Raw genomic sequence first — 21,501 nt, 5'->3', positions numbered from 1 at the left:
GAATATTAATAATATTTCTAATGGGTAAATATTACATATAACAGTATAAAATGTAAATATTCTATTTTATATGTGCTAAATTCTAGCAAAAAATATATAGAAGCGAAAGATATTTAATTTTAGCTATATATTTTTTTGCATAGAAAAAAGTATATAAAAAACGGCTGATTTACACACGAAAATTGGTGAGGTATTATGGGAATACTAAAATAAAAATAAAACGGGGGTAGTATGAAAGCGAAAGAGAAAATGGTATTGTTAGGAATCTTTCTATTGTTTTCTAGCAAGAGTTTAGTGAGTTATTCAAATTTTACTGTAATTGAAAATAATAAAGATTTAGTAAAAGATACGGGAAACGCTATACAAGCATATGAAAACCAAAATAAAATTAATAATGCAACGCTAACGATAAGTGGAGATGCAACGGGTATGGTTGCATCTAGAGAGCCATCAATAGTTGAAAATAGAGGAACTATTGTTGTCAATGGAGGAACGGCAAAAGCAATGCAGTCAACTGGAGTAGGAGCTAAAGGAATAAATAATGGAATCATAAATCACTCAGGTGATGGAGCAAAGGTTTCGAATGCTATGTTTAGTCAAAATGGCGGATATATAGAAAACGGTAAATTAGGAGTAATAAATATATCAGGAAAAGATTCTTCAGGAATGTTAATTCAGGGGGTAAAAGATGAAGTAAACTCTCAAGGGATAAATAAGGGGATAATAAATGTATCTTATGGAAAAGGAGATGGAGAAAGTTCAGTAAACGGAGTAAAAGTTTCTGCCAGCGGTATTGGAATAAATGAAGGAACAATAAATTTGCAAACTAATAATACAGTTGGATTTTTAGTATCAGGAGAAAATGCTCAAGGAATAAATGAAACAACAGGAGTAATAAATGTATCAGGAAATAATTCTGTTGGAATAAAGGTAAGCGAATCATCTAAAAAGAATCCAATAGCAGAAAATAAAGGGATAATAAATGTTACAGCTGGAGCAGGTACTGTTGGAATGCAAGCTTTTGGAATAGGAACTCAAGGGATAAATAGTGGAATAATAAACCATGAAGGAGATGGAGTTAATATTTCAAATGCAATACTATCGCAAAATGGTGGATATGTAGAAAACACTGAAACAGGAATAATAAATATATCAGGAAAAGACTCATCAGGAATGATGATACAAGGAGCAGTAAAAGATGGAATAGTTACAGTTTCACAAGGTACAAATAGGGGAATAATAAATGTATCTTACGGAGCTCTCACTGAAAAAATGGGACAGGTAAACGGAATAAAAGTCTCAGCAAATGGAATAGGAAAAAATGAAGGAATAATAAATTTACAAACTAATAATACAGCTGGATTTTTAGTATTAGGAGAAAATGCTCTAGGAGTAAATGAAAAAAATGGAGTGATTAATGTATCAGGAAATAAATCAGTAGGTATATCTATAAGTGGAAAAGGTATTGGAACAAATAATGGAAATATATATGTGACAGGTGGAGAATTTACTTCAGGAATGCAAGCAGTAGGAGCTGATTCTAAAGGAATAAACAATGGAACTATAATTCATGTAGGAAATGGAAAGACATCAAACGCAATGTTAGCTCAAACAGGAGGATACATTGAAAATAACAGATTGATTCAAGTATCAGCGGTAAATGTATCGGGAATGGCAGCTGATAAAGAAGGTTCATCACTGAAGAATTTAGGAGATATTTTAGTTTTAAATAAAGCAAAAGGGATAAAATTAAGTGGTGGAGCGACTGGAACAAGTAGTGGAAAGATAGTCGTAGAAGAGGGAATAGGAATTTCAATTGAAACAGGAGCAAAAGGAGAAAATCGAGGAGATATCTCTATAACAGGAAACTCTTCATCTGGAATCTCAATATCAGGAGCAGGTCAGGGAGTAAATGCAGGAAATATCTATGTTTCAGGAAAACAATATACAGCTGGTATAAAGGCAGATGGATTAGGAAGTGTAGGGATAAATAACGGAACAATAATTCATGAGGGAGATGGTCAAACATCAAATGCAGTTTTAGCTCAAGGTGGAGCAACTGTTGAAAATAATGGTTTAATCCAAACTTCAGGTATAAATACATCAGCTATGAGTGCAACTGGAGCAGATAGTAAAGTTTTAAATAATGAAAATGGAAAAATAACAGTATTTGATAAAGCTTTAGGGATGAAAATAGAAAAAAATGGATATGGTGAAAACTTAGGAGTTATATCTAATAATAGTACTGGGATAGGAATGGATATAAGATCAGAATCATCAGGAAAAAATAGTGGTTTAATAGAAAATTACTCTGTAAGTTCAGGAGTTAAAGTAGCTGGGCAGTTTGTAAATACAGGGGAAATTAAAAACTATAACTTTGGAAATGCAGTTTTAGTTAGTAATGGAACATTTGTAAATGAAGGTGGAGTAATAGATGGTGGATATGGTGTAGCCATAAGATCAGAAGTTCTTAGATTAAAAGATCCTATAACTGAAAAATATTATGATGCTCCAACGAATAATAACGTGGTATTAAAAGGTGGAAAAGTAAAGGGAGATATTTTAGGTGGAGTAGGAATAGATGCCTTGTTTTTCCAAGGAGATAATAATTTATCAGATATAAGAATAGAGAATTATGAGATTTTATCAGCAACAGGTGGAAATAGCAAAATAGATAACTCTTTTATAGATTTAGAATATAACCAAGGAAATCAAGCTTACTTTGATGAGAATAAAAATAAACTTGAAAATGATGGAATTATAACAGCAGATAAAGGAAAATTGGAAATCTCTAACAGTACATTAGTTGTAGATTTTAAAAATTCTTTAACTGATAAAACTTTAGAAAATTCAATAATTTCAGCAGATAAATTAGTTTTAAATGGAGATGTGAGTTTCTCTTTTATATCTGGAGATGGAAGAAACGAGTTTAACTTATCAGAAGCTTTTGGTGGAGTGGATATTGAGTTAGGTGAAAATGCGAATATAAAATCATCTGTAATTTGGGATTATGAAGTAAAAGATGGAAATATAATAGCTAAGAAAAACAGTTATGAAAATATATTAACAACATCTAAATTATCTAAATTTGTTACTTTATTAGAAGGAGATAGAATTGAAAAGAGTGCTTTAGAAGCTAAAAATATAGACAAGTCATTAATCTATGCTGTTTCTGATGCAGAACAACTTCAAACAGCAGGAGAGTTTACAAGTGCTATGAAACAACTTTCAGGTGGAGTTTATGGATATATGGCTGATATAGCTTCTATAAATTCAAGAACTCTATCAAAAAGAATGATGGATAGAGTAAATCAAAGTGATTTTACTAGAGAAAGAGCAACAAACTCATCAACACAAGATGTAATATATATGGATAATAATCATAGAATTAATGGATTAATGGATGTTTCATATATAGAGCATGGAATTTTAGGAGTTACAGAAAAGCAGATTGAAAATAATGCTAAGTTAGGTTTGATATATGGAGGATCTAATGGAAAGGTTAAGTTTGAAGGTGGAGAATATGGAAGTGCAGATTTAAATAATATCTATGTAGGAGGATATTATAACTATAAGTTTACAGATAGATTTTCTTTGACTTCAAATGCTAGAATAACAAATTCATTTAACTCTTTAAAAAGAACAGTAAATTATGGAAATACTTATGGAAGTTTTGATTCAACTTTCCCAACATATGGATTTGGATTAGGAACTGTAGCTGCATATAATGTTTTAAAAGATGATTATAAATTTGGAGTTTATGGAGGGATAGATTGGACTAAAATAGTTCAAGGGAATATAACAGAAGATCCGTTGCCAACAAATAAACCACAAAATGAGTTAGCTATAAATAGTAAAGGAACTGTAGACGAAGAGTTTTATGATTCTGTTGTTCCAAAGGCTGGAATTCTTTTAGAGAAAACAGGATATTTATTTGGAAAAAAATATGTTGTTGGTGGAAATTTTGAATATGAAACAGAATTGGGAAATATAAAAGATGGAAAAGTATTAAAACTTCAAGGGTTATCAGAAAAGCATAGAATAGAAACGACAAAAATGGAAAATATGTTATCATACAATATTTTTGCATCATTAAATTTAACTGAGGATTTCTCTCTTTTAGGAAGTTATACTTCTACAAAATCAAAAGAATATGATTCAGATAGTTTAACTGTAGGTGGAAAATATAAATTTAACTCTGTAGGAGATGTTGTGAATACATATTTCGATAATCTATCTGGAAATAAGAGTGATAGATGGAGAGGAACAGTTAATATTTTATTAGAAGCAGAGGATGATTCAGATAGGACATATTTTGATATGGATGGTAATCCATATCCAGGTGATTATGCTGCATCTACATTATATGTTCCAAAATTAACTATGAGTTTAAATGATTTAAAATCAAAATGGTCTTATTACTTTGAAGGATATTATAAAGATAATGAAATGTTCCAAGGGTTAAAAACAAATGAAGCGGAACAACATGCAACAAGAGTTCACTTAGAAGCTAGATGGAATGATACCTTCTCTAGAGGAAGATATGGAATCAATATTGCATATAGAAATGAAACGAGTGAAAAACCACAAAATTATGGTAAAAAAGGTTTTAGAGAGGTAAAAAGAGGAGTTCACCAAATTAGACTTACTCCAAACTTTATATATAATTTGGGTAATGGATTTGCTTTAAATGGAAGTTCTACAAATATATATGAATATAATTATATTGGAGATAAAGAGGGACAAGGAGACTTCATAATGGAGAATCAAGGTGGAATAGATTATTCTGGACTTATGCCAAGAGCATTTATGAGATTAAATCTATTTAGAGAGGATACGTGGCATGATCATAACAATGCTACAGAAAGAAAAAGACTAACTCAGATTAGACCGACATTTAGATATTTCTTTGGAAATGGAGCTTATACTCAGTTAGAAGCAAGATTCCCTATATATAATGGTGGATACTCTAATGACACAAGAACTCAGATAATAAAATCTGAAAATTATGAAACAAGATATAGTCTAAAGTATATCCAACCTTTAGCACCAGGGCTTACAGGAACAATAGGAGCTACACTATTAACAATAAAAGCTAAAAATAAAGCAACAGGTAATGAAAATAGATATCACTCATTTAGACCAATGGTTGGAGTAAGTTATAGCTTTTAATTAAAGGGGGAGAACATTGAAAAAGAAGATAATGTTAATGCTACTTCTATCTGTTTGTATAGTTGAAGCAAATGAAAAGAAGATAATTAAAGAAAATTCAAATAAAGAAATAGTTGCAAATGTATCAAGTGTATCTCAAAGTGAAAAAGAAGATTTTAAAAATATGAGATTAAAATGGGCAGAGTTTTTAACAGGGAAAGAGAGTTTAGAATTAGAAAGTCCAAAAGTAAAAAAAGATACAATTAATACTTTGAATAACATGGGAAAAAAGAATTTAGAAAACTACAATTATAATGAAGCAAGAATGTCAATATACTCAGATTTAGAGGATATGAAAAGTGGAGTTCAAATTCAAACAACTTATGAAAGATTAAAAAACTTAAGTAAAGCTTATGTAGTTCCAGGAACAGACTTCTACAAAGACGAGAAAATTAAAAAAGAAATTTTGGATTCTTTAGAGTGGCTTCATAGAAATGCATATTATGAAGGAGCTCCAGAGTATGGAAACTGGTGGCAATGGGAGCTTGGAATACCAAAAAATATAAATGAAATAGTGGCAATTATGTATGATGAAATTCCAGTAGAAAATAGAATGAAATATTTAAAAGCATCCCAGTATTTTCAACCTTATGCAAAATATTCAGGATATAGTCCATCTGCAAAATACTCATCATCACCAGAGTTAAGAGTCTCAACAGGTGGAAATAGAATGGATACATCAATAATATCTTTTACACGTGGATTTTTAATGGAAGATAAAGAGCAAGTTTTAGATGGGGTTTCAGCAGTTGCAGATGTTGGAGAGTATGTTACTACAGGAGATGGATTTTATAAAGATTCATCTTTTGTACAACATGGAAACATCGCTTATAATGGAACATATGCTTCAGTATTGTTTAATGGATTAGGTTCAATTTTATACCTTACATCAGGTACACAATATGAAATGAAAGATGAGAGATTAAACAATATATATGATTCTATAATTGATGGATATTCATTTTTACTTATAAATGGTGGAGTTACAGATGCAGTTAGTGGAAGATCGATTTCAAGAGATGGAAGCAATGAACTTGAAAGAGGTAGAGGAATTGTAACATCAGTAGCTATGATATCAGAGGGAGCTCCTGAACCATATAAAACTAAGATAAGAAAACTTGTAAAGAAAGCTTTAGATGAAAATATATCTTATAAGACAACTGAAAAAATATACAATTTAAAGTTAAAAGAGATAATGAAAGATATAGAAATAAATGAGAAGTATGAAAAAATAAGTGAACCAAAAAGTAAAGTTTTTTGGGGAATGGATAGAGTAGTTCATTTGGGACCAAAAAATATAAAGTTTGTTATAGGAATGCATTCATCTAGAATTGGAAATTATGAAACAATGAATGGAGAAAATAAAAAGGGATGGTACACAGGAGATGGAGTTACATATATCTATGGTGAAAATTCAGATAAATCTAAAGAGTTTTGGCCAACAGTTGATATGTATCACCTTCCAGGAGTAACAGCTAGTATAAATGAAAGAAGAGATGGATCTGGAGAGAGAAGACATAAAGTTAAGATGAGTCCTAAATCTTTTGTAGGAGGAGTGACAACAGGTGAGGTAACTTTAGCAGCTATGGATTTTCTTTCATGGAATAATCAAACTTCAGGTAAAAAATCATGGTTTTTAATAGATAATACAATGTTTGCAATGGGATCTAATATTAACAGTTCAGATGGTGAAATACACACTACTATTGATAACAGAATTACAGATGGTGAAAGCTTTAAATATACAGTATTATCAGATGAAGAGGTAGTAACAAAAAAAGAGTCTAGAGTAGGAAATTGGAAAAATATAGGTGGAAAAAGTGACGCTCCAATAGAAGTTGAATATATAACAACTTATATAAATCATGGTAAAAATCCTAAAAATGCAGGTTATTTGTACAGTGTAGGTTTAGACGAAATATCTAAAAATGATATTGTAGTATTATCTCAAAATGATAAAGCTCATGGAATAAAGATTAAAGATTATATTGGAATAAACTTTTGGCAAGATAATCAACATAAAGTTGATAAATATAAGAGTTTTAGTACACTGTCGTTATTAGCTTTAGAAAAAGGTAATACATTGGAGCTTTGGGTAAGTGATCCAACTCAACTTTCAAATGTAATGTCTGTTTTAGAGATAGATGGTGCTCATAAACTAGTTGAAACTACTGATAAAAATTTAAAAATAAGAACAGAAAAAAATAAAACTATTTTAAAAATAGATAATATTAGAAGTGGTGAAACAAAATATATACAACTAAAAAAATAAAATAATTAATAAAAAACCTTCTAAATAAATGAGTTTATGTCATGGAAATTTAGAAGGTTTTTAAAAATTAAGAGGAGGTGTTTTTAGTGAAGAAAAATTTAGTTTTTATAACAACAGATCATCAAAGAGCAGATACTATTGGGATGATACAAAATGGTAAAGAGGTAACTCCAAATTTAAATAGATTAGCTTCAGAAGGTTTTGATTTTAAAAGAGCTTACACAACATGTCCACTATGTGTTCCTGCTAGAACTGCACTAGCAACAGGAAGATTTCCAACTAAAAATAGTGTGGTAATAAATGATTTAAAAAACATACCAGAAATAACAAGAAACAGTAAAACAATTCACGAGTATCTATTTGAAAGTGGATATGATGTAAGTCATTTTGGAATGCAACATATAACTTTAAAACCATCTTTAGAAGATAGAGTTAAATTTAAAAAATTTTTAACAGATGATGACTATGAAAAAATATGCAAAAGAGAGAATATTCCACTATTTGGAGTCGTTGAAGATAGAGTTAAAGTTAGTGAAAGACATGGAGATATATATGAAGATAGACAGTATACAGGTTCTAGAGTTTCACTTTTTGAAAAATCTGAAAATCTATTTAGAGATAGGTTTTATATTGATAATGCCCTTAATTATTTAGAAAGTGAAACTTTTGAAAATCCTATAGGGATGTTTATAAATATATGGGCTCCTCATCCACCTTTTAGAGTACTAAAAGAACTTATGGATAGATTCCCAGACCCAGAACTTCCTGAAAATATAAATGAAATATGTGAAGGTGAACCACCTAAAAGAAGAGAGGGGATAGCAGCACAACTAGCTGAAGAGAAAGATTTAGAGCATTGGAAAGATGTTTGGAGAGCATATTTAGGATTAACCAATTATGCAGATGAATTAATAGGGGAGATAATTCAAAAGTTAAAGGAGAAAGGTGAGTATGAAAATACAATGTTTGTATTTACTGCTGATCATGGGGATCATCTAGGTCAACATAAGATGTTTCAGAAAATGGAGATGTATGAGCAAAGTATAAATGTCCCTTTAATAATAAAAATGCCAGAGAAAAATGGGATAAAGATAGAAACAGTAGTCAGTCATCTAGATATACTTCCAACTGTATTAGAGAATTTAAATTTAGAAAGTAAAGAGATCTTTGTTGGAGAAAATATCTTAAATAGTGAGGTTCAAAAAAAGCATAGATATGCCTACAGTCAATATTCAGGAAATCAAGTAGCTATTGGTGATATAAGAAGATCAGTAGTAGATAAGGAGTTTAAATACATATATGATCCTAGAGATTTAGAAGAGTTATTTTATTTGAAAAAGGATCCTTTAGAGATGAAAAATGAGGTTGATAATATAGAGTATAAAGAGGTAAAGAAAAATTTAAAAAATCAATTGTCTCTATTTTTAAAAGAGCAAAATGATTGGATAAATATTATATAAAATGGAGGGTGTCATGAATAAAAAAATCGGGTTATTACTATTAGTTGGGGGACTTTTACAAAGAGGAGTTTTAGCAAATGAGCATAAGATCTCTGAAAAACCTTTGGAATTAAGCATTTTAGCTATTCAAAATGGAAAGACATATGATGAAAATTGGACGGTTTTCCAAGAGGCGTTTAAGGATACAAATGTGAAATTAAAAAGTTATAGTTCTAAAAATTTAACAGATGAGATACAAGCTTTTAATCTAGCTGTTTCATCTGGAAATCTTCCTGATATTATCTCTTTAGCTTACCCTGAAAAACTAGAGAGTTTAGGAATGGATGGAGGAATAGTGCCATTAAATGATTTAATAAATAAACATGCTCCAAATATAAAGGCATTTTTTGAAAAATATCCAAGATATAAGATGGATGCTGTAGCAGCAGATGGGAATATCTATTTTATTCCAGATTATTATGATTGGTATAATATGAGAGCTGCTCAAGGGGTATTTATAAGAAAGGACTGGTTAGATAAGTTAGGATTAAAAACGCCAAAAACAATGGATGAACTATATGAAGTTATGGTAGCTTTTAAAACAAAAGATCCAAATGGAAATGGAAAAGCTGATGAAATTCCATACTTTGAAAGATCAGCGGAGTTTGCTGATAAAGAATTAGTAGGTATGTTTGGAGCAGAGATAGGATTTTATGTAGATGAAAATGGAAAAGTAAAATTTGGTCCAACAACAGAGAGATTTAAAGAAGCTATGCCTCAAGTTATAAAATGGTATAAAGAGGGGTTAATAGATCCTGAAATATTCACAAGAGGATTCCAAGCAAGAGATTATATGCTAAGAAATGATTTAGGAGGAGTAACTTTTGATTGGTTTGCTAGTACAGCTTCATACAATGAAGACAAAGAGTTAAAAGATAAAGTAAAAGATTTTGAGTTTATTGCAATAGCACCCCCAGAGTATAAAGGGAAAAGTTATGCTCCAGATGCTAGAACAACTTATTTAGGTGGGTGGGCAATAAGTGCTACATGTAAAGACCCTGTTGCAGCTATAAAATATTTTGATTACTGGTTTTCTGAAAAAGGGTATGAGTTATCTAACTGGGGTATAGAAAATGATACTTTTGTTAAAGAGGAAAACGGTAAAAAGAAATTTACAGATACAGTTATGAAAGCTGATGGGAAGACACCTCTACAGGTTTTAAGAGATAAAGGGATACAGTTTAGAATAGGTGCTCTACAAGATTATGAGTATGAAAAGGCTTGGGGAAATCCAAAAGCATCAGAATGGGCAGAGATGTATATGCAAAATGGGTATATTGTAGATCCTATGCCAACTTTAAAATATACAAAAGAGGAGAATAGAAAAATACAGAAAATAAATTCACAACTTAATATGGCTGTAAAAGAGATGAATCAAAAATGGATTTTAGGAGCTGTAGATTTTAATAAAACATATGACGAATTTCTAAATAGACTAAATGAAATTGGGCTAAAAGAAGCGATAGATATAAATCAAAAGGCATATGATAGATTTATTAATTCTAGTAACTAATAAAGAATATAGTGTACTTTTATTGATTTAAAAGTAGAAAAATGATATATAGAAAAAGGTATATCCTAAAATGATGATTTACACTTTAAAAATTTTAAACTATAATCACCTTACAAAACGTAGATAAGTAAGGAGGGTTAGTATGAAAGAAAATATTTTAGAATTAGATGAAAGAGCAGAATCAGAAAAAGTAGGTCTCATTAAGAAAATAATGACTGGATTAAAAAGAGGAAACGTAAAAGATCAAATGTCATTATATCTGATTTTTCTTCCATTTATACTTTGGTATATGATATTTGCATATAAACCAATGTATGGTCTTATAATCGCTTTTAAAGATTACAATCTATTTAGGGGAATATCAGGAAGTGAATGGGTAGGACTAGCAAACTTTACAGAGTTTTTAACAAGCCCATACTTTTATACAACTCTAAAAAATACAATATTTTTAAATATATATAGTTTGGTGTTTGAGTTTCCATTTGCCATAATTTTAGCCCTTATGCTAAATGAGGTAAAAAATAGATTTTTTAAATCTTTCGTTCAAACAGTTTCGTTTTTACCATACTTTATAGCAATAGTTGTAACAGCTGGAATAACTATAAATATTCTTTCTCCAAGTAGTGGTGTAATAAACCACATTTTAGAAAGATTTGGATTTGAAAAGATATATTTCCTATCAAAGCCAGAATATTTTAGAGGAATATTTACAGGAATGAATATGTGGAAAAGTACAGGATTTAATGCAGTTATCTATTTAGCAGCTTTAACAGCAGTGGATGAATCACTATATGAAGCAGCAAAGATAGATGGAGCTACAAAGTTCCAACAGCTTAGATTTATAACTTTCCCATCAATTATACCAACAATAGTTATAATGTTAGTACTAAAAGTTGGAAGTATGCTAAACGTTGCGTTTGAGACAGTTTTATTACTTTATCAACCAGCAACATATTCAACATCAGATGTTATAAGTACTTATGTTTATAGAACAGGTATGTTAATGCAAGACTTTGGTCTAGCAACAGCAGTTGGATTATTTAATGCAGTTATTGGATTTATCCTAGTTTACCTAGCAAATAGATGGAGTAAGAAGATAACATCATCAGGACTTTGGTAAAAAGTATTGACTGTTAAAAAATTTGAAAGGAGAGATTTATGAGTAAAATTAAAAGATCAAAAGATGAAAAAATATTTGATTTTATCAATTATTCCCTACTGGCAATATTTGGAATAATGTTTATATATCCAATTATATATGTATTCTCAGCATCAGTGACAAAACCATACCTTTTAGAGATAGGAGAGATGTATCTCTTACCTAAAGGGATTAGTATGGCATCATTTAAAGCAGCAATGAGTTTAGATGGAATATGGTTAGCTTATGCAAATAGTATCTTTATAACAGTTGTAGGAACTGCTGTAAGTATGTTCTTTACAATAACTGGAGCCTACGTTTTATCAAAACCAGAGTTAAAATTTAGAAAAATTCTAACTTTAATGGTTGTTGTGACAATGTGGTTTGATCCAGGAATGATCCCTAGATATCTGAACTTTAGAGACTTAGGTCTTATTAATAGTTATACATCTGTAATTGTAGGATTTGCAGTAAATACATTTAACGTAATAATTTTAAAGAGCTTCTTTGAAGCTGTGCCAAAATCATTAGAGGAATCAGCTAGAATAGATGGAGCTACTCAGTGGCAGATTATGACAAAAATATACTTGCCTCTATCAACTTCAGCGTTAACAACAGTATCACTGTTTTATGCTATCTCAAGATGGAATGGATATTTCTGGACAATGGTTTTATTAACTGATGATTCTAAAGTACCACTACAAGTTTTCTTAAAGAAGTTAATAGTAGAGAAGAATATGGCTGGAGAAGCAGCACAGATTATTACACCAGAAAGTTTAACATCACCACAATCAATAATATATGCTGTAATAGTTTTATCAATAGTTCCAATAATGATTATATATCCGTTTATCCAAAAGTTCTTTAGAAAAGGAGTTACTTTAGGAGCTGTAAAAGAGTAGATAACAAAGAAAATTAAAAATAAAAGTTCATAATATTTAGGAGGAGTTTTACTATGAGATTAGATACAAGATATGCAAATCATCCAGAGGATTCAAAGCACTACACAACAGAGGAGTTAAGAAAGCACTATTTAATGGAAACAGTTTTCGTAGCTGATGAAGTAAACTTAATGTATTCTCATGTGGATAGAGTTATAGCTGGAGGAGTTATGCCAGTTGAAACAGAAGTAAAATTAGAGGGATGTAAAGAGTTAGGATCTGAGTTTTTCTTAGAGAGAAGAGAGCTTGGGCTTATAAATATAGGTGGATCAGGTAAAATAGTTCTTGATGGAGTAGAATATAAAATGGCTCCAAAAGATGGACTATATGTTGGAATGGGAGTAAAAGAGATTACGTTTATGTCTGATTCTACAGAAAATCCAGCAAAATACTATGTTAACAGTGCTCCTGCCCATGTAGCTTACCCTACAGTAAAAATAGATATAGCTAATGCTAATGCAGTTCATTTAGGAGATTTAGAGAATTCAAACAAAAGAACTATATTTCAATATGTTCACCCTGCAGTTTGTAAATCATGTCAACTTTTAATGGGAATGACTGTATTAGACCCAAATAATATGTGGAACACTATGCCAACACATACACATGAGAGAAGAATGGAAGTTTACTTCTATTTCAATATGGATGAAAATACAAGAGTATTCCATTTAATGGGGCAACCTCAAGAGACTCGTCACATTGTAATGGCAAATGAGCAAGCGGTAATATCACCATCTTGGTCAATTCATTCAGGTGTAGGAACTAAAAATTACACATTTATTTGGGGAATGGCTGGAGAAAATCAAACATTTACTGATATGGACCATATAGCTATGGATCAGTTAAGATAATTGGGAGGAAATATGTTAAACATGTTTAATTTAGAGGGAAAAGTTGCAATGGTAACTGGAGGAAACGTAGGAATAGGAAATGCACTTGCAATGGGACTTGCAAAAGCAGGAGCAGACCTATTTATATTCACATATAATGATGATAATATGGAAAATGTTATAAAAGAGGTTGAAGGATTAGGAAGAAAGGTTGCTTATGCAACTGGAGATTTATCAAAAGAGGAAGTTGCTATGGAAGCAGTTAGTAAATGTATAGAGGCTTTTGGAAGAGTAGATATTCTAGTAAACAATGCTGGAACAATAAAAAGAGCACCAATTTTAGAGGGAAGTAACACTGATTGGCAATCAGTTATTGACTTAAATCTATCTTCAATATACTATTTAAGTAAGACTGCAGCTTTTGAGATGAAAAAGCAAGGTGGAGGAAAGATAATAAACATAGCTTCAATGTTATCATTCCAAGGTGGAAAATTTGTTCCATCATACACAGCAAGTAAGCATGGAGTAGCTGGACTTACAAAAGCTTTTGCAAATGAGTTAGCAGTGGATAATATCCAAGTAAATGCAATAGCACCAGGATATATAGAAACAGCAAATACAGCACCAATTAGAGCTGACGAAAAGAGAAATGCAGAGATATTAGGAAGAATACCAGCAGGAAGATGGGGACAAACATCAGACCTAGTTGGAGGAGCAATATTCTTATCATCAAAGGCAGCAGATTATGTAAATGGACATATTCTAGCTATAGATGGTGGATGGTTAGTTAGATAATAAATAAGGGGAGAAAGTTATAATGAAGAGAAAAATAGCAATGGGAGCGTTACTTTTATCAGCGCTTATGTTTAATGGATGTTCAAATGAGGGGGATTCAAAAAGTACTGGAACAAAAAAAGATAAAAATCTTTCAGTATTTCTAGTTTTTAATGGAATGCCTTTAAATGATGAGTGGGAAATATATAAAAAAGCTGAAGAGGCAACAGGAGTAAAAGTAAAATCATATGCATCTAAAAATAATACAGATTCTACACAAGCTTACAATCTTATGCTAGCTTCTAATGATTTCTCAGATATTATAGCTTATAGAGTACCAGATTTAGAGAAATTAGGTAGCGATGGGGGAATGATTCCTTTAAATGATTTAATAGATAAGCATGCACCAAATATAAAGAAGTTTATAGAGGAAAATCCATTATATAGAAAAGATATGTATTCGCTAGATGGAAAAATATATGCAATTCCAACATATTATGATTTAAATAAATTAAGTGTGTCATCTGGACTTTTTATAAGAACTGATTGGTTAAAAAAGTTTGGACTACCAGTTCCTAAAACATTGGAAGAAGCTGAAAATGCTTTAACAATATTTAAAGAGCAGGATGCAAATGGAAATGGAAGAAAAGATGAAGTTGGAATCTTTGTCCGTGGAAATATTCAAGCAGCATTAAATAACTTAACAGGAATTTTTGGTGCAAGACCATATAAAACATTCTATGTAGAAAATGACCAAGTTACTTTTGCAACTTTAGATCCAAACTTTAAAGAAGCGGTTAAATTGTCAGCAGAATGGTATAAAAAAGGTCTTATAGATAAAGAGGTTTTCACAAGAGGTTGGGGAGCAAGAGATGCAGTATTACCAACAAATATTGGAGGAATGACTTTAGATTGGTTTGGAAGTACAGCTAGCTATAATAGCTTAGCTACAACGCAAATACCAGGATTTGAATTTTATCCAATAGAGCCTCTTCAAATAAAAGATGGAATGAAAAGTGTTGCAGTAGGAAGAAATACAACTCCAGAGATTGGTTGGGGAATATCAGCAGCTTCAAAGAACCCAGAGCAAGCTATTAAATTTATGGATTGGTGGTTCTCTGAAGAGGGAAGAAGAACTTGGAACTTTGGTATTGAGGGAAAACATTATACAATGGTAGATGGGAAACCAGTATTTACAGATTATGTATTAAATAATCCAGATGGAAAAGGACCCTTAAAAGTTTTACAAGAGGTTGGAGCACAAGTTTCAGGACCAGGAGTTCAGCAAGATGCAGATTATGAGTTTCAATACTCAAATGATATAGCTAAGCAAGGATTTGAGATGTACATGAGAAATGAAAACACAACAATGCCACTACCAATATTAAAATATAGTCCTAAGGATGTAAAAAAATTAGAAAAAATTATGGCACTTGTAAATCAAACAACAGAGGAATACATGCAAAAATGGATTTTAGGTGTTTCTGACATAGATACTGATTGGGATACATATATTAATAGAATACAGCAGAATGGTATAAATGAAGCAGTAGAACTTGTACAAAAAGGCTATAACCACTACAATAGTGTTAAATAAAAACATAAAGAAACTAGGTAGATATACCTAGTTTTTTTATAGGCATAATAAGGGGAGCAAAATGAAAAAAATTGTATTAGGAGCGATTATGTTAACAGGAGTTTTATATGCAAAAGATTTAAAAGTATATCAATTTGAAAATGAAATACCTAAAAATATAGAAACAAATATAAAGGATTCGATATCAATTACTAAAGAAAAATATAAAGATGGAGAGAGTTCTTTAAAATGGAAATTTAAAAAGGGAGAAACTTTAAGTATTTTAGGAGATGTGGGGTATACAGTTTTCAAAACAGGTGAACAAGAGAAAGCAAGAAGTAGTTACAGTATGTGGATATATAATGAAAATCCTATTGATGATGAACTACTAGTGCAGTTTAAAAAAGATGGTGTAGTAAAATGTTGGTTTCCAATAAAAATGAACTTTAAAGGTTGGAGAACTATGTGGGTTCAGTATGATAGGGATATGAAAGGTGAACCTATTGAAGGAATGGATGAAATAACTTTTGTAGCACCTAATGAAAGCGGAGAGATATTAATAGATCAAATTATGCCATCAGTATTAATAGATCCAAGACATAATGCTAGAGATGAGCAGGTAGATTTTATTAACTTAGAGGCAGATGCAGCAGCAAATGCACATTGGATGGCATTATATAAAAATTATAATCAAATAGATAAAAATGAAAAAAAGATAGTTTTAAATAAAAGTGAAATAGAGGGAATAAAAAAAGTTGAAAAAAGATATAGAGAAAAACTGCTTAAAAAAATCCAAGTAACACCTGAACTTATAACTGAAAAAGAGGAAGAGTTTTCAGAATATAAAAAGATAAGTTTAGAATTTATTCAAAGATTAGTTATATATAAAGATTTAAAACCAGAAGAGAAAGAAAAGATAAAATATATAGCAACAAAAGAGTTTGGAATATATTTAACAGAATTGGCGTATATGTATAATTCTACAGATAATATTCAAGAAAAAGATAGAATAGCTAAACTATTTAATGAAAGTTTAGAGTATATGTATAATCAAGGTTGGACAAAAGGCAGTTCTCAAGGAACAGTTCATCATTTAGGATATCAAATGAGAGAGATATATGAAGCAATTTTTTTAATGAAAGAACCACTTGTTAAATTAGGAACAGTGGATAAAGCTAAAGAGATGGTATCTTGGTACAGTGCTATGGGAATGATATATACACCTAAAGAAAATTTGAAAATAAATATAGATGTATTAAATACAATGTTACCAGGTATGTTAACAGCCATACTTCTAAATGAAAACCAAGAGAAAGAGGGAAGAGAGCTATATCAATTACAGAGTTATTTAATGAACTCTATAGACTATTCTCCAGGGGTTTTAGGTGGATTTAAATATGATGGAACAGTTTTTCATCACATGCAAAACTATCCAGCTTATGCAAAGGGGGCTTTTGAAGGTTTAGTTCCTATAATATACTATTTAAATGGAACTCCTTATGCTGTTACAGGAGAGCAATATAAAATAGTAAAAGATGCGGTATTGACAACGAGGTTATATTCTAATAAATACAACTATCTATTATCTTTAACAGGAAGACATCCCAATGGAAAATTTAAAATAGATACAGAAAGCTTTAGACTGATGGCTTTAAGTGGAGAGAGGGGGATAGATAAAGAGTTAGCAGAAGCTTATTTAAGACTTTCACCTCAAGGAAAAAGTGTAGAAAAATTTAAAGGTATGGGATTTAAAGAGGAAGCTGCTCCTAAAGGTTCGTGGACAATGAATATGGGTTCTTTACAACTTCATAGAAGAAAGGAGTGGTTAGCAGGGGTAAAAGGTTATAGTAGGTATTTAGTAGGGAATGAGACATATATAAAAAATAACCTATATGGTAGATATATGAGTTATGGAGCTTTTCAAATTTTAGAGAGTTCATTAAAAGAGAGTGGATATGTGCAAGAGGGATGGGATTGGAAGCACTTTCCAGGAACTACAGCTATAAATGTGCCATTTGAAAAGTTAAAATCGAGTATTTCACAAGTGGATACTAAAAGTGGAGTAGAGGAGATGTTACTTTCAGATGAAACTTACTCAGGAGGAAACTCATTAAATGGTAATGGTATGTTTGCAATGAAGCTTCATGAACATCCAAAATATAATGGAACTCATAAAGCTAGAAAATCACTGTTTTTCTTTGATAATAGAGCTATTTTACTTGGAAGTGGAATTGAAAACAGTGATAGTGAAAATGAAACTCACACAACACTATTTCAAAACTATTTAGGACAAAATATGAAAAATAGTTATACACAAAATGAAGATACAATAATAGATTCTCAAAACAATATGTATAAAGTTGTAGAGGGAGATATAGTTCTAAAAAAAGGGAAACAGGAATCAAGGGATCAAAATACTGGAGAAAGAACAGAAAATAACTACGAGTTAGCTTATATAAACCATGGAAAAGCACCTAAAAATGGAAAATATCACTACAGTATCTTAATAAAAGGAGATGAACAAGAACAAGATAAATTTAAAAAGAACTCTAAGTATGAAGTTTTAAATCAAGATAATAATAGTCATATTGTTAAAGATTTAAAAAGTAATATGACAGGATATGCACTATTTGAAAGTGGAAAAGTGCAAAATAATAGATTTATTGAATCTGTAGATACTCCATCAATGATTCTTCTTCAAGAGAATGATAAAGAAATTCAAATGAGCTTTGTTGATCCAGATTTAAGATTATATGAAGGAAAAGATGAAGAGCAATATGATGAAAATGGAGTTATGATTGAAAGAAGTATATACTCAAGACCTTGGATTGGAAATATAGGAAAAGAGCATACAACTTTAGTTGTTTTAAAGGGAAAGTACACTAGTGAGAACAGTTCAAAAGTAAAATCTGAAATAGATGGAGAGTTTACAAAACTAAGTATTACTTCAAAAAATGGAGAACCAGTAAAGATTATATTAAAGAAGATATCGTAGAATTTAAAAAGAAGTATGGTATATTAAAGTACCACACTTCTTTTCTATTTAAACAGTTATTTTAATAAAAGGATCATTATGTTTTTCTCCCCATGTCATTAGGTGTTCTTTTAAATATTTAGTTTTATCAGTTATAGGAATGGGATTTAACTGATACTCATCTTTAGTATTATCATATAAAAACTCTTTAGGAATATCATTACCAGAGTAATCATTAAAATATACATAGGTATACTTCTCATCAATTGCAGCTCTCCATCCATAAGCTAAGGTATCTAATCCTTTTTCTTTAAGGTTATTTAGAACTTTAGGGTTTCCAGTATAACAAGCAGAGATAGCAATGTTATCTACTTTTTCACCTTTTAAAGTAGGAGAGAGATCAACTCCTTCCATCTCATGAGGAATACTTAAATCTAAAAGAGATAGTATTGTAGGAGCAATATCAGCTCCTGAAAGAGGTGTAGTTATTTTTTTATTTTTATATCTTTCTCCATGAGAAAGCATAAATGGTACAGAAACAGCCTCTTCAAACCAGACATGTTTACTCCAAAGTCCATGAGAGCATAGCATCTCTCCATGATCTGAAGTTACTATAATTATAGTATTTTCAAATAGATTATTCATCTTAAGATAGTCAATTATCTTTCCAAAATGCTCATCTATACCTGTTATAGCAGCATAATATTTTTTTACAGATTCTAAATACCCAGCCTCATCTAAAGAGAATGGAGTTATAGTTTTTGGATGATCAACTATATCTTTTAAAATAACATTTTCTCTTTTTTCAACTTTAACATCTTTATACATATCCACATATTTTTGTGGAATTAAATCAAGAGGTGTATGTGGGGGATTCCAAGATAGAAAAAGAGCAAAGTTATCCTCTTTATTTTTATCAATAAAATCTAGAGCTATGTCTGTTTCATGTTCAACAGACCACTTGTTGATATTGATCATCTCATGAGAATCCATCCAGTAGTGAGGAGAAAGATGGTTATCATCAGCACCATAAGAGTACCAAAAATCAAAACCATGTCTTTTAGGTCCAGGTGGTGTAAAGGCATCCCAATCTTTAGCTCCCGAAAGAGGAAGGTTATCATCTTTTTTTTCAGGTTCATCTAGATGCCATTTTCCAATATATCCAGTTTTATATCTATTAGTTTTTAAAATATCCCCAATTGTAACTTCACTTTCTTTTAAAAATATATTTTCAAGACCAGGTTTACAATTTGTAATAACCCCATGAGATATAGGATTTTTACCTGTTAAAATAGTTGCTCTATTCGGTGAACAAAGTGGACAGCTGCTGTAAGCTTTTTCAAATATTGCTGCTTCGTTAGAAAAAGCATCGAAATTAGGAGTTATAACAGGTTCTTTTTTCATAAAGCCCACTGCTTCTCTTCTCCATTGGTCTGCAAAGATAAATAAAAGATTTGGTTTTTTCATAAAATCTCCCCCAAGTAAGTAGTTATTTTCTTTTTATGATACCTTTTGTAAAAAAATAAGTAAATATTCTATTTTCAATGCAAAAAATTAATACTTTTTAAGGAGAAAACCGTATATTAAAAAAGAAAAGAGCCTAGATTTTATAAAAAAATCTAAACTCTCTCGGGGGCTAGTATATATTAATAACCATAATATGGTTGAGGAATAGGTCTATAGTAATCGTTGTGATGGTTGTTATTATTAGCAATGATTCCTCCAACAACAGCAGCACCAACAACAGCAGCACCTATAGCCTCTCTTCTTCTTTTTCTTCTAACAGCAGTTCTAATGTCTCTTCGAACCTCTTTTCTAATTTCATTACGTACGTGAGCTCTAACTATAGCACGTTTTACAGCAGGCCTAATAGGTCTATGGTATCTAGCAAAAGATGTTGTACATAAAACTACAAGCATCAATAAAGCAAAAATCTTTTTCATAATTAATTCACCCCTTTTTTCAACATCTCTCCAAATGTTGAAACTTCATCTTTATTGAAGACAATATAGTCTTCTGTTCCAGAAAAATCTAAAATAAGAACACCCTCTTTTTTATCATATTGTAGATGATAAAATTGTAAAGCACTCTCTTCTGGATTTTTTGCATTTGCAATAACACCTGGAATTTCGTATCTAGGCTTTCCATCTTTTAATGTGTTTACAAGCACTGATTTTGGAAGACCAAAAGTCACGACACCACCATTTTTAGTTTGCAAAGCAAAAAAGGAGTTACTATTTTGAATAAACATACCTACTTTATCTGTTGATGTAGTTGTATTATCTTTAATAATGTCAGCAGCAAAAATATTTATAGAAGTTAGGATTCCTAAAATTACTAAAAACTTTTTCATAATTATTTCTCCTCCTTAACGGCTTTAAATATTTTATTTGTTTCGTCCTGAGTAAACTCTATTGTAAAATCCTCATAAGTTGGTTTTACAACTAATTTATTTTCTAATAATGATACATTATATAATTCAACATCTAATTTATTTTCATTTAAACTATCGTAAAATCCTAGAACTTCTTGTTGCTTAATTCCTTTTTCAACATCTAAAAAAACATCATTAGCTAATCCAAAAATATAAGCTTCACCAGATTTGCTAGCTAGTGCTATGTATGTAGCTCCTTCAACTTTTTCAAGTTTTAAATCTGGAAAATTCATGCTACCATTGTCATTTTTAATATCAGCACTAAATAGATTTATAGATATTAAAAATGAGGCAGCTATTAAAACTTTTTTCATTTTAAACTCCTTCAAAATTTGTTAC

14 protein-coding genes are annotated in these 21,501 nt (G+C 30.6%); 10 read left to right on the top strand and 4 right to left on the bottom strand.

Features of this window, described 5'->3' with window-relative positions:
- Positions 1–231: 231 nt before the first annotated feature.
- The 10 genes from H5J23_RS10415 to H5J23_RS10370 all read left to right on the top strand — a co-directional run bounded on the left by H5J23_RS10415 (position 232) and on the right by H5J23_RS10370 (position 18,749).
- Complete coding sequence (locus H5J23_RS10415) at positions 232–5,172, top strand: autotransporter outer membrane beta-barrel domain-containing protein (RefSeq protein ID WP_185892066.1); 4,941 nt, start codon at positions 232–234, stop codon at positions 5,170–5,172.
- 16 nt (positions 5,173–5,188) lie between these two features.
- Complete coding sequence (locus H5J23_RS10410; protein WP_185892065.1) at positions 5,189–7,483, top strand: polysaccharide lyase 8 family protein; 2,295 nt, start codon at positions 5,189–5,191, stop codon at positions 7,481–7,483.
- 86 nt (positions 7,484–7,569) lie between these two features.
- The gene (locus H5J23_RS10405; protein WP_023050434.1) at positions 7,570–8,943 is read left to right on the top strand and encodes a sulfatase-like hydrolase/transferase; all 1,374 of its coding nucleotides are present in this window, start codon (positions 7,570–7,572) and stop codon (positions 8,941–8,943) included.
- Between the two features lie 13 nt (positions 8,944–8,956).
- The gene (locus tag H5J23_RS10400) at positions 8,957–10,495 is read left to right on the top strand and encodes an extracellular solute-binding protein (protein WP_255494381.1); all 1,539 of its coding nucleotides are present in this window, start codon (positions 8,957–8,959) and stop codon (positions 10,493–10,495) included.
- 142 nt (positions 10,496–10,637) lie between these two features.
- Positions 10,638–11,615 carry a sugar ABC transporter permease gene (locus H5J23_RS10395; RefSeq protein ID WP_255494380.1) on the top strand — a complete coding sequence of 326 codons (978 nt, stop codon included), beginning with the start codon at positions 10,638–10,640 and terminating at the stop codon, positions 11,613–11,615.
- Positions 11,616–11,653: 38 nt separating this feature from the next.
- Positions 11,654–12,535 carry a carbohydrate ABC transporter permease gene (locus tag H5J23_RS10390; RefSeq protein ID WP_185892063.1) on the top strand — a complete coding sequence of 294 codons (882 nt, stop codon included), beginning with the start codon at positions 11,654–11,656 and terminating at the stop codon, positions 12,533–12,535.
- Positions 12,536–12,588: 53 nt separating this feature from the next.
- The gene (gene kduI / locus H5J23_RS10385; protein ID WP_185892062.1) at positions 12,589–13,425 is read left to right on the top strand and encodes a 5-dehydro-4-deoxy-D-glucuronate isomerase; all 837 of its coding nucleotides are present in this window, start codon (positions 12,589–12,591) and stop codon (positions 13,423–13,425) included.
- Positions 13,426–13,437: 12 nt separating this feature from the next.
- A complete protein-coding gene (gene kduD, locus H5J23_RS10380; RefSeq protein WP_185892060.1) occupies positions 13,438–14,199 on the top strand; it encodes a 2-dehydro-3-deoxy-D-gluconate 5-dehydrogenase KduD in 762 nt (253 codons plus the stop codon).
- A 22-nt stretch (positions 14,200–14,221) separates the two neighbouring features.
- A complete protein-coding gene (locus H5J23_RS10375; RefSeq protein ID WP_185892058.1) occupies positions 14,222–15,775 on the top strand; it encodes an extracellular solute-binding protein in 1,554 nt (517 codons plus the stop codon).
- Between the two features lie 61 nt (positions 15,776–15,836).
- Positions 15,837–18,749: a chondroitinase family polysaccharide lyase gene (locus tag H5J23_RS10370; protein WP_185892057.1), complete on the top strand. Its 2,913-nt coding sequence runs from the start codon at positions 15,837–15,839 to the stop codon at positions 18,747–18,749.
- A 48-nt stretch (positions 18,750–18,797) separates the two neighbouring features.
- On the opposite strand, the gene H5J23_RS10365 is transcribed toward H5J23_RS10370, so the two are convergent.
- The 4 genes from H5J23_RS10365 to H5J23_RS10350 form a co-directional block, all read right to left on the bottom strand.
- Complete coding sequence (locus H5J23_RS10365; RefSeq protein WP_185892055.1) at positions 18,798–20,195, bottom strand: sulfatase; 1,398 nt, start codon at positions 20,193–20,195, stop codon at positions 18,798–18,800.
- A 179-nt stretch (positions 20,196–20,374) separates the two neighbouring features.
- A complete protein-coding gene (locus H5J23_RS10360) occupies positions 20,375–20,671 on the bottom strand; it encodes a hypothetical protein (protein ID WP_185892053.1) in 297 nt (98 codons plus the stop codon).
- Positions 20,672–20,673: 2 nt separating this feature from the next.
- Positions 20,674–21,081 (bottom strand): hypothetical protein, encoded by a 408-nt coding sequence (locus tag H5J23_RS10355; protein WP_185892052.1) that lies wholly within the window; start codon positions 21,079–21,081, stop codon positions 20,674–20,676.
- 2 nt (positions 21,082–21,083) lie between these two features.
- The gene (locus tag H5J23_RS10350; RefSeq protein ID WP_185892050.1) at positions 21,084–21,476 is read right to left on the bottom strand and encodes a hypothetical protein; all 393 of its coding nucleotides are present in this window, start codon (positions 21,474–21,476) and stop codon (positions 21,084–21,086) included.
- Positions 21,477–21,501 lie beyond the last annotated feature (25 nt).

This window comes from Cetobacterium sp. 2G large, from assembly GCF_014250655.1.
GTDB lineage: Bacteria > Fusobacteriota > Fusobacteriia > Fusobacteriales > Fusobacteriaceae > Cetobacterium_A > Cetobacterium_A somerae.
Note: the sequence above shows the minus strand (reverse complement) of the source record. Positions and strands in the feature narration are given on the sequence as shown.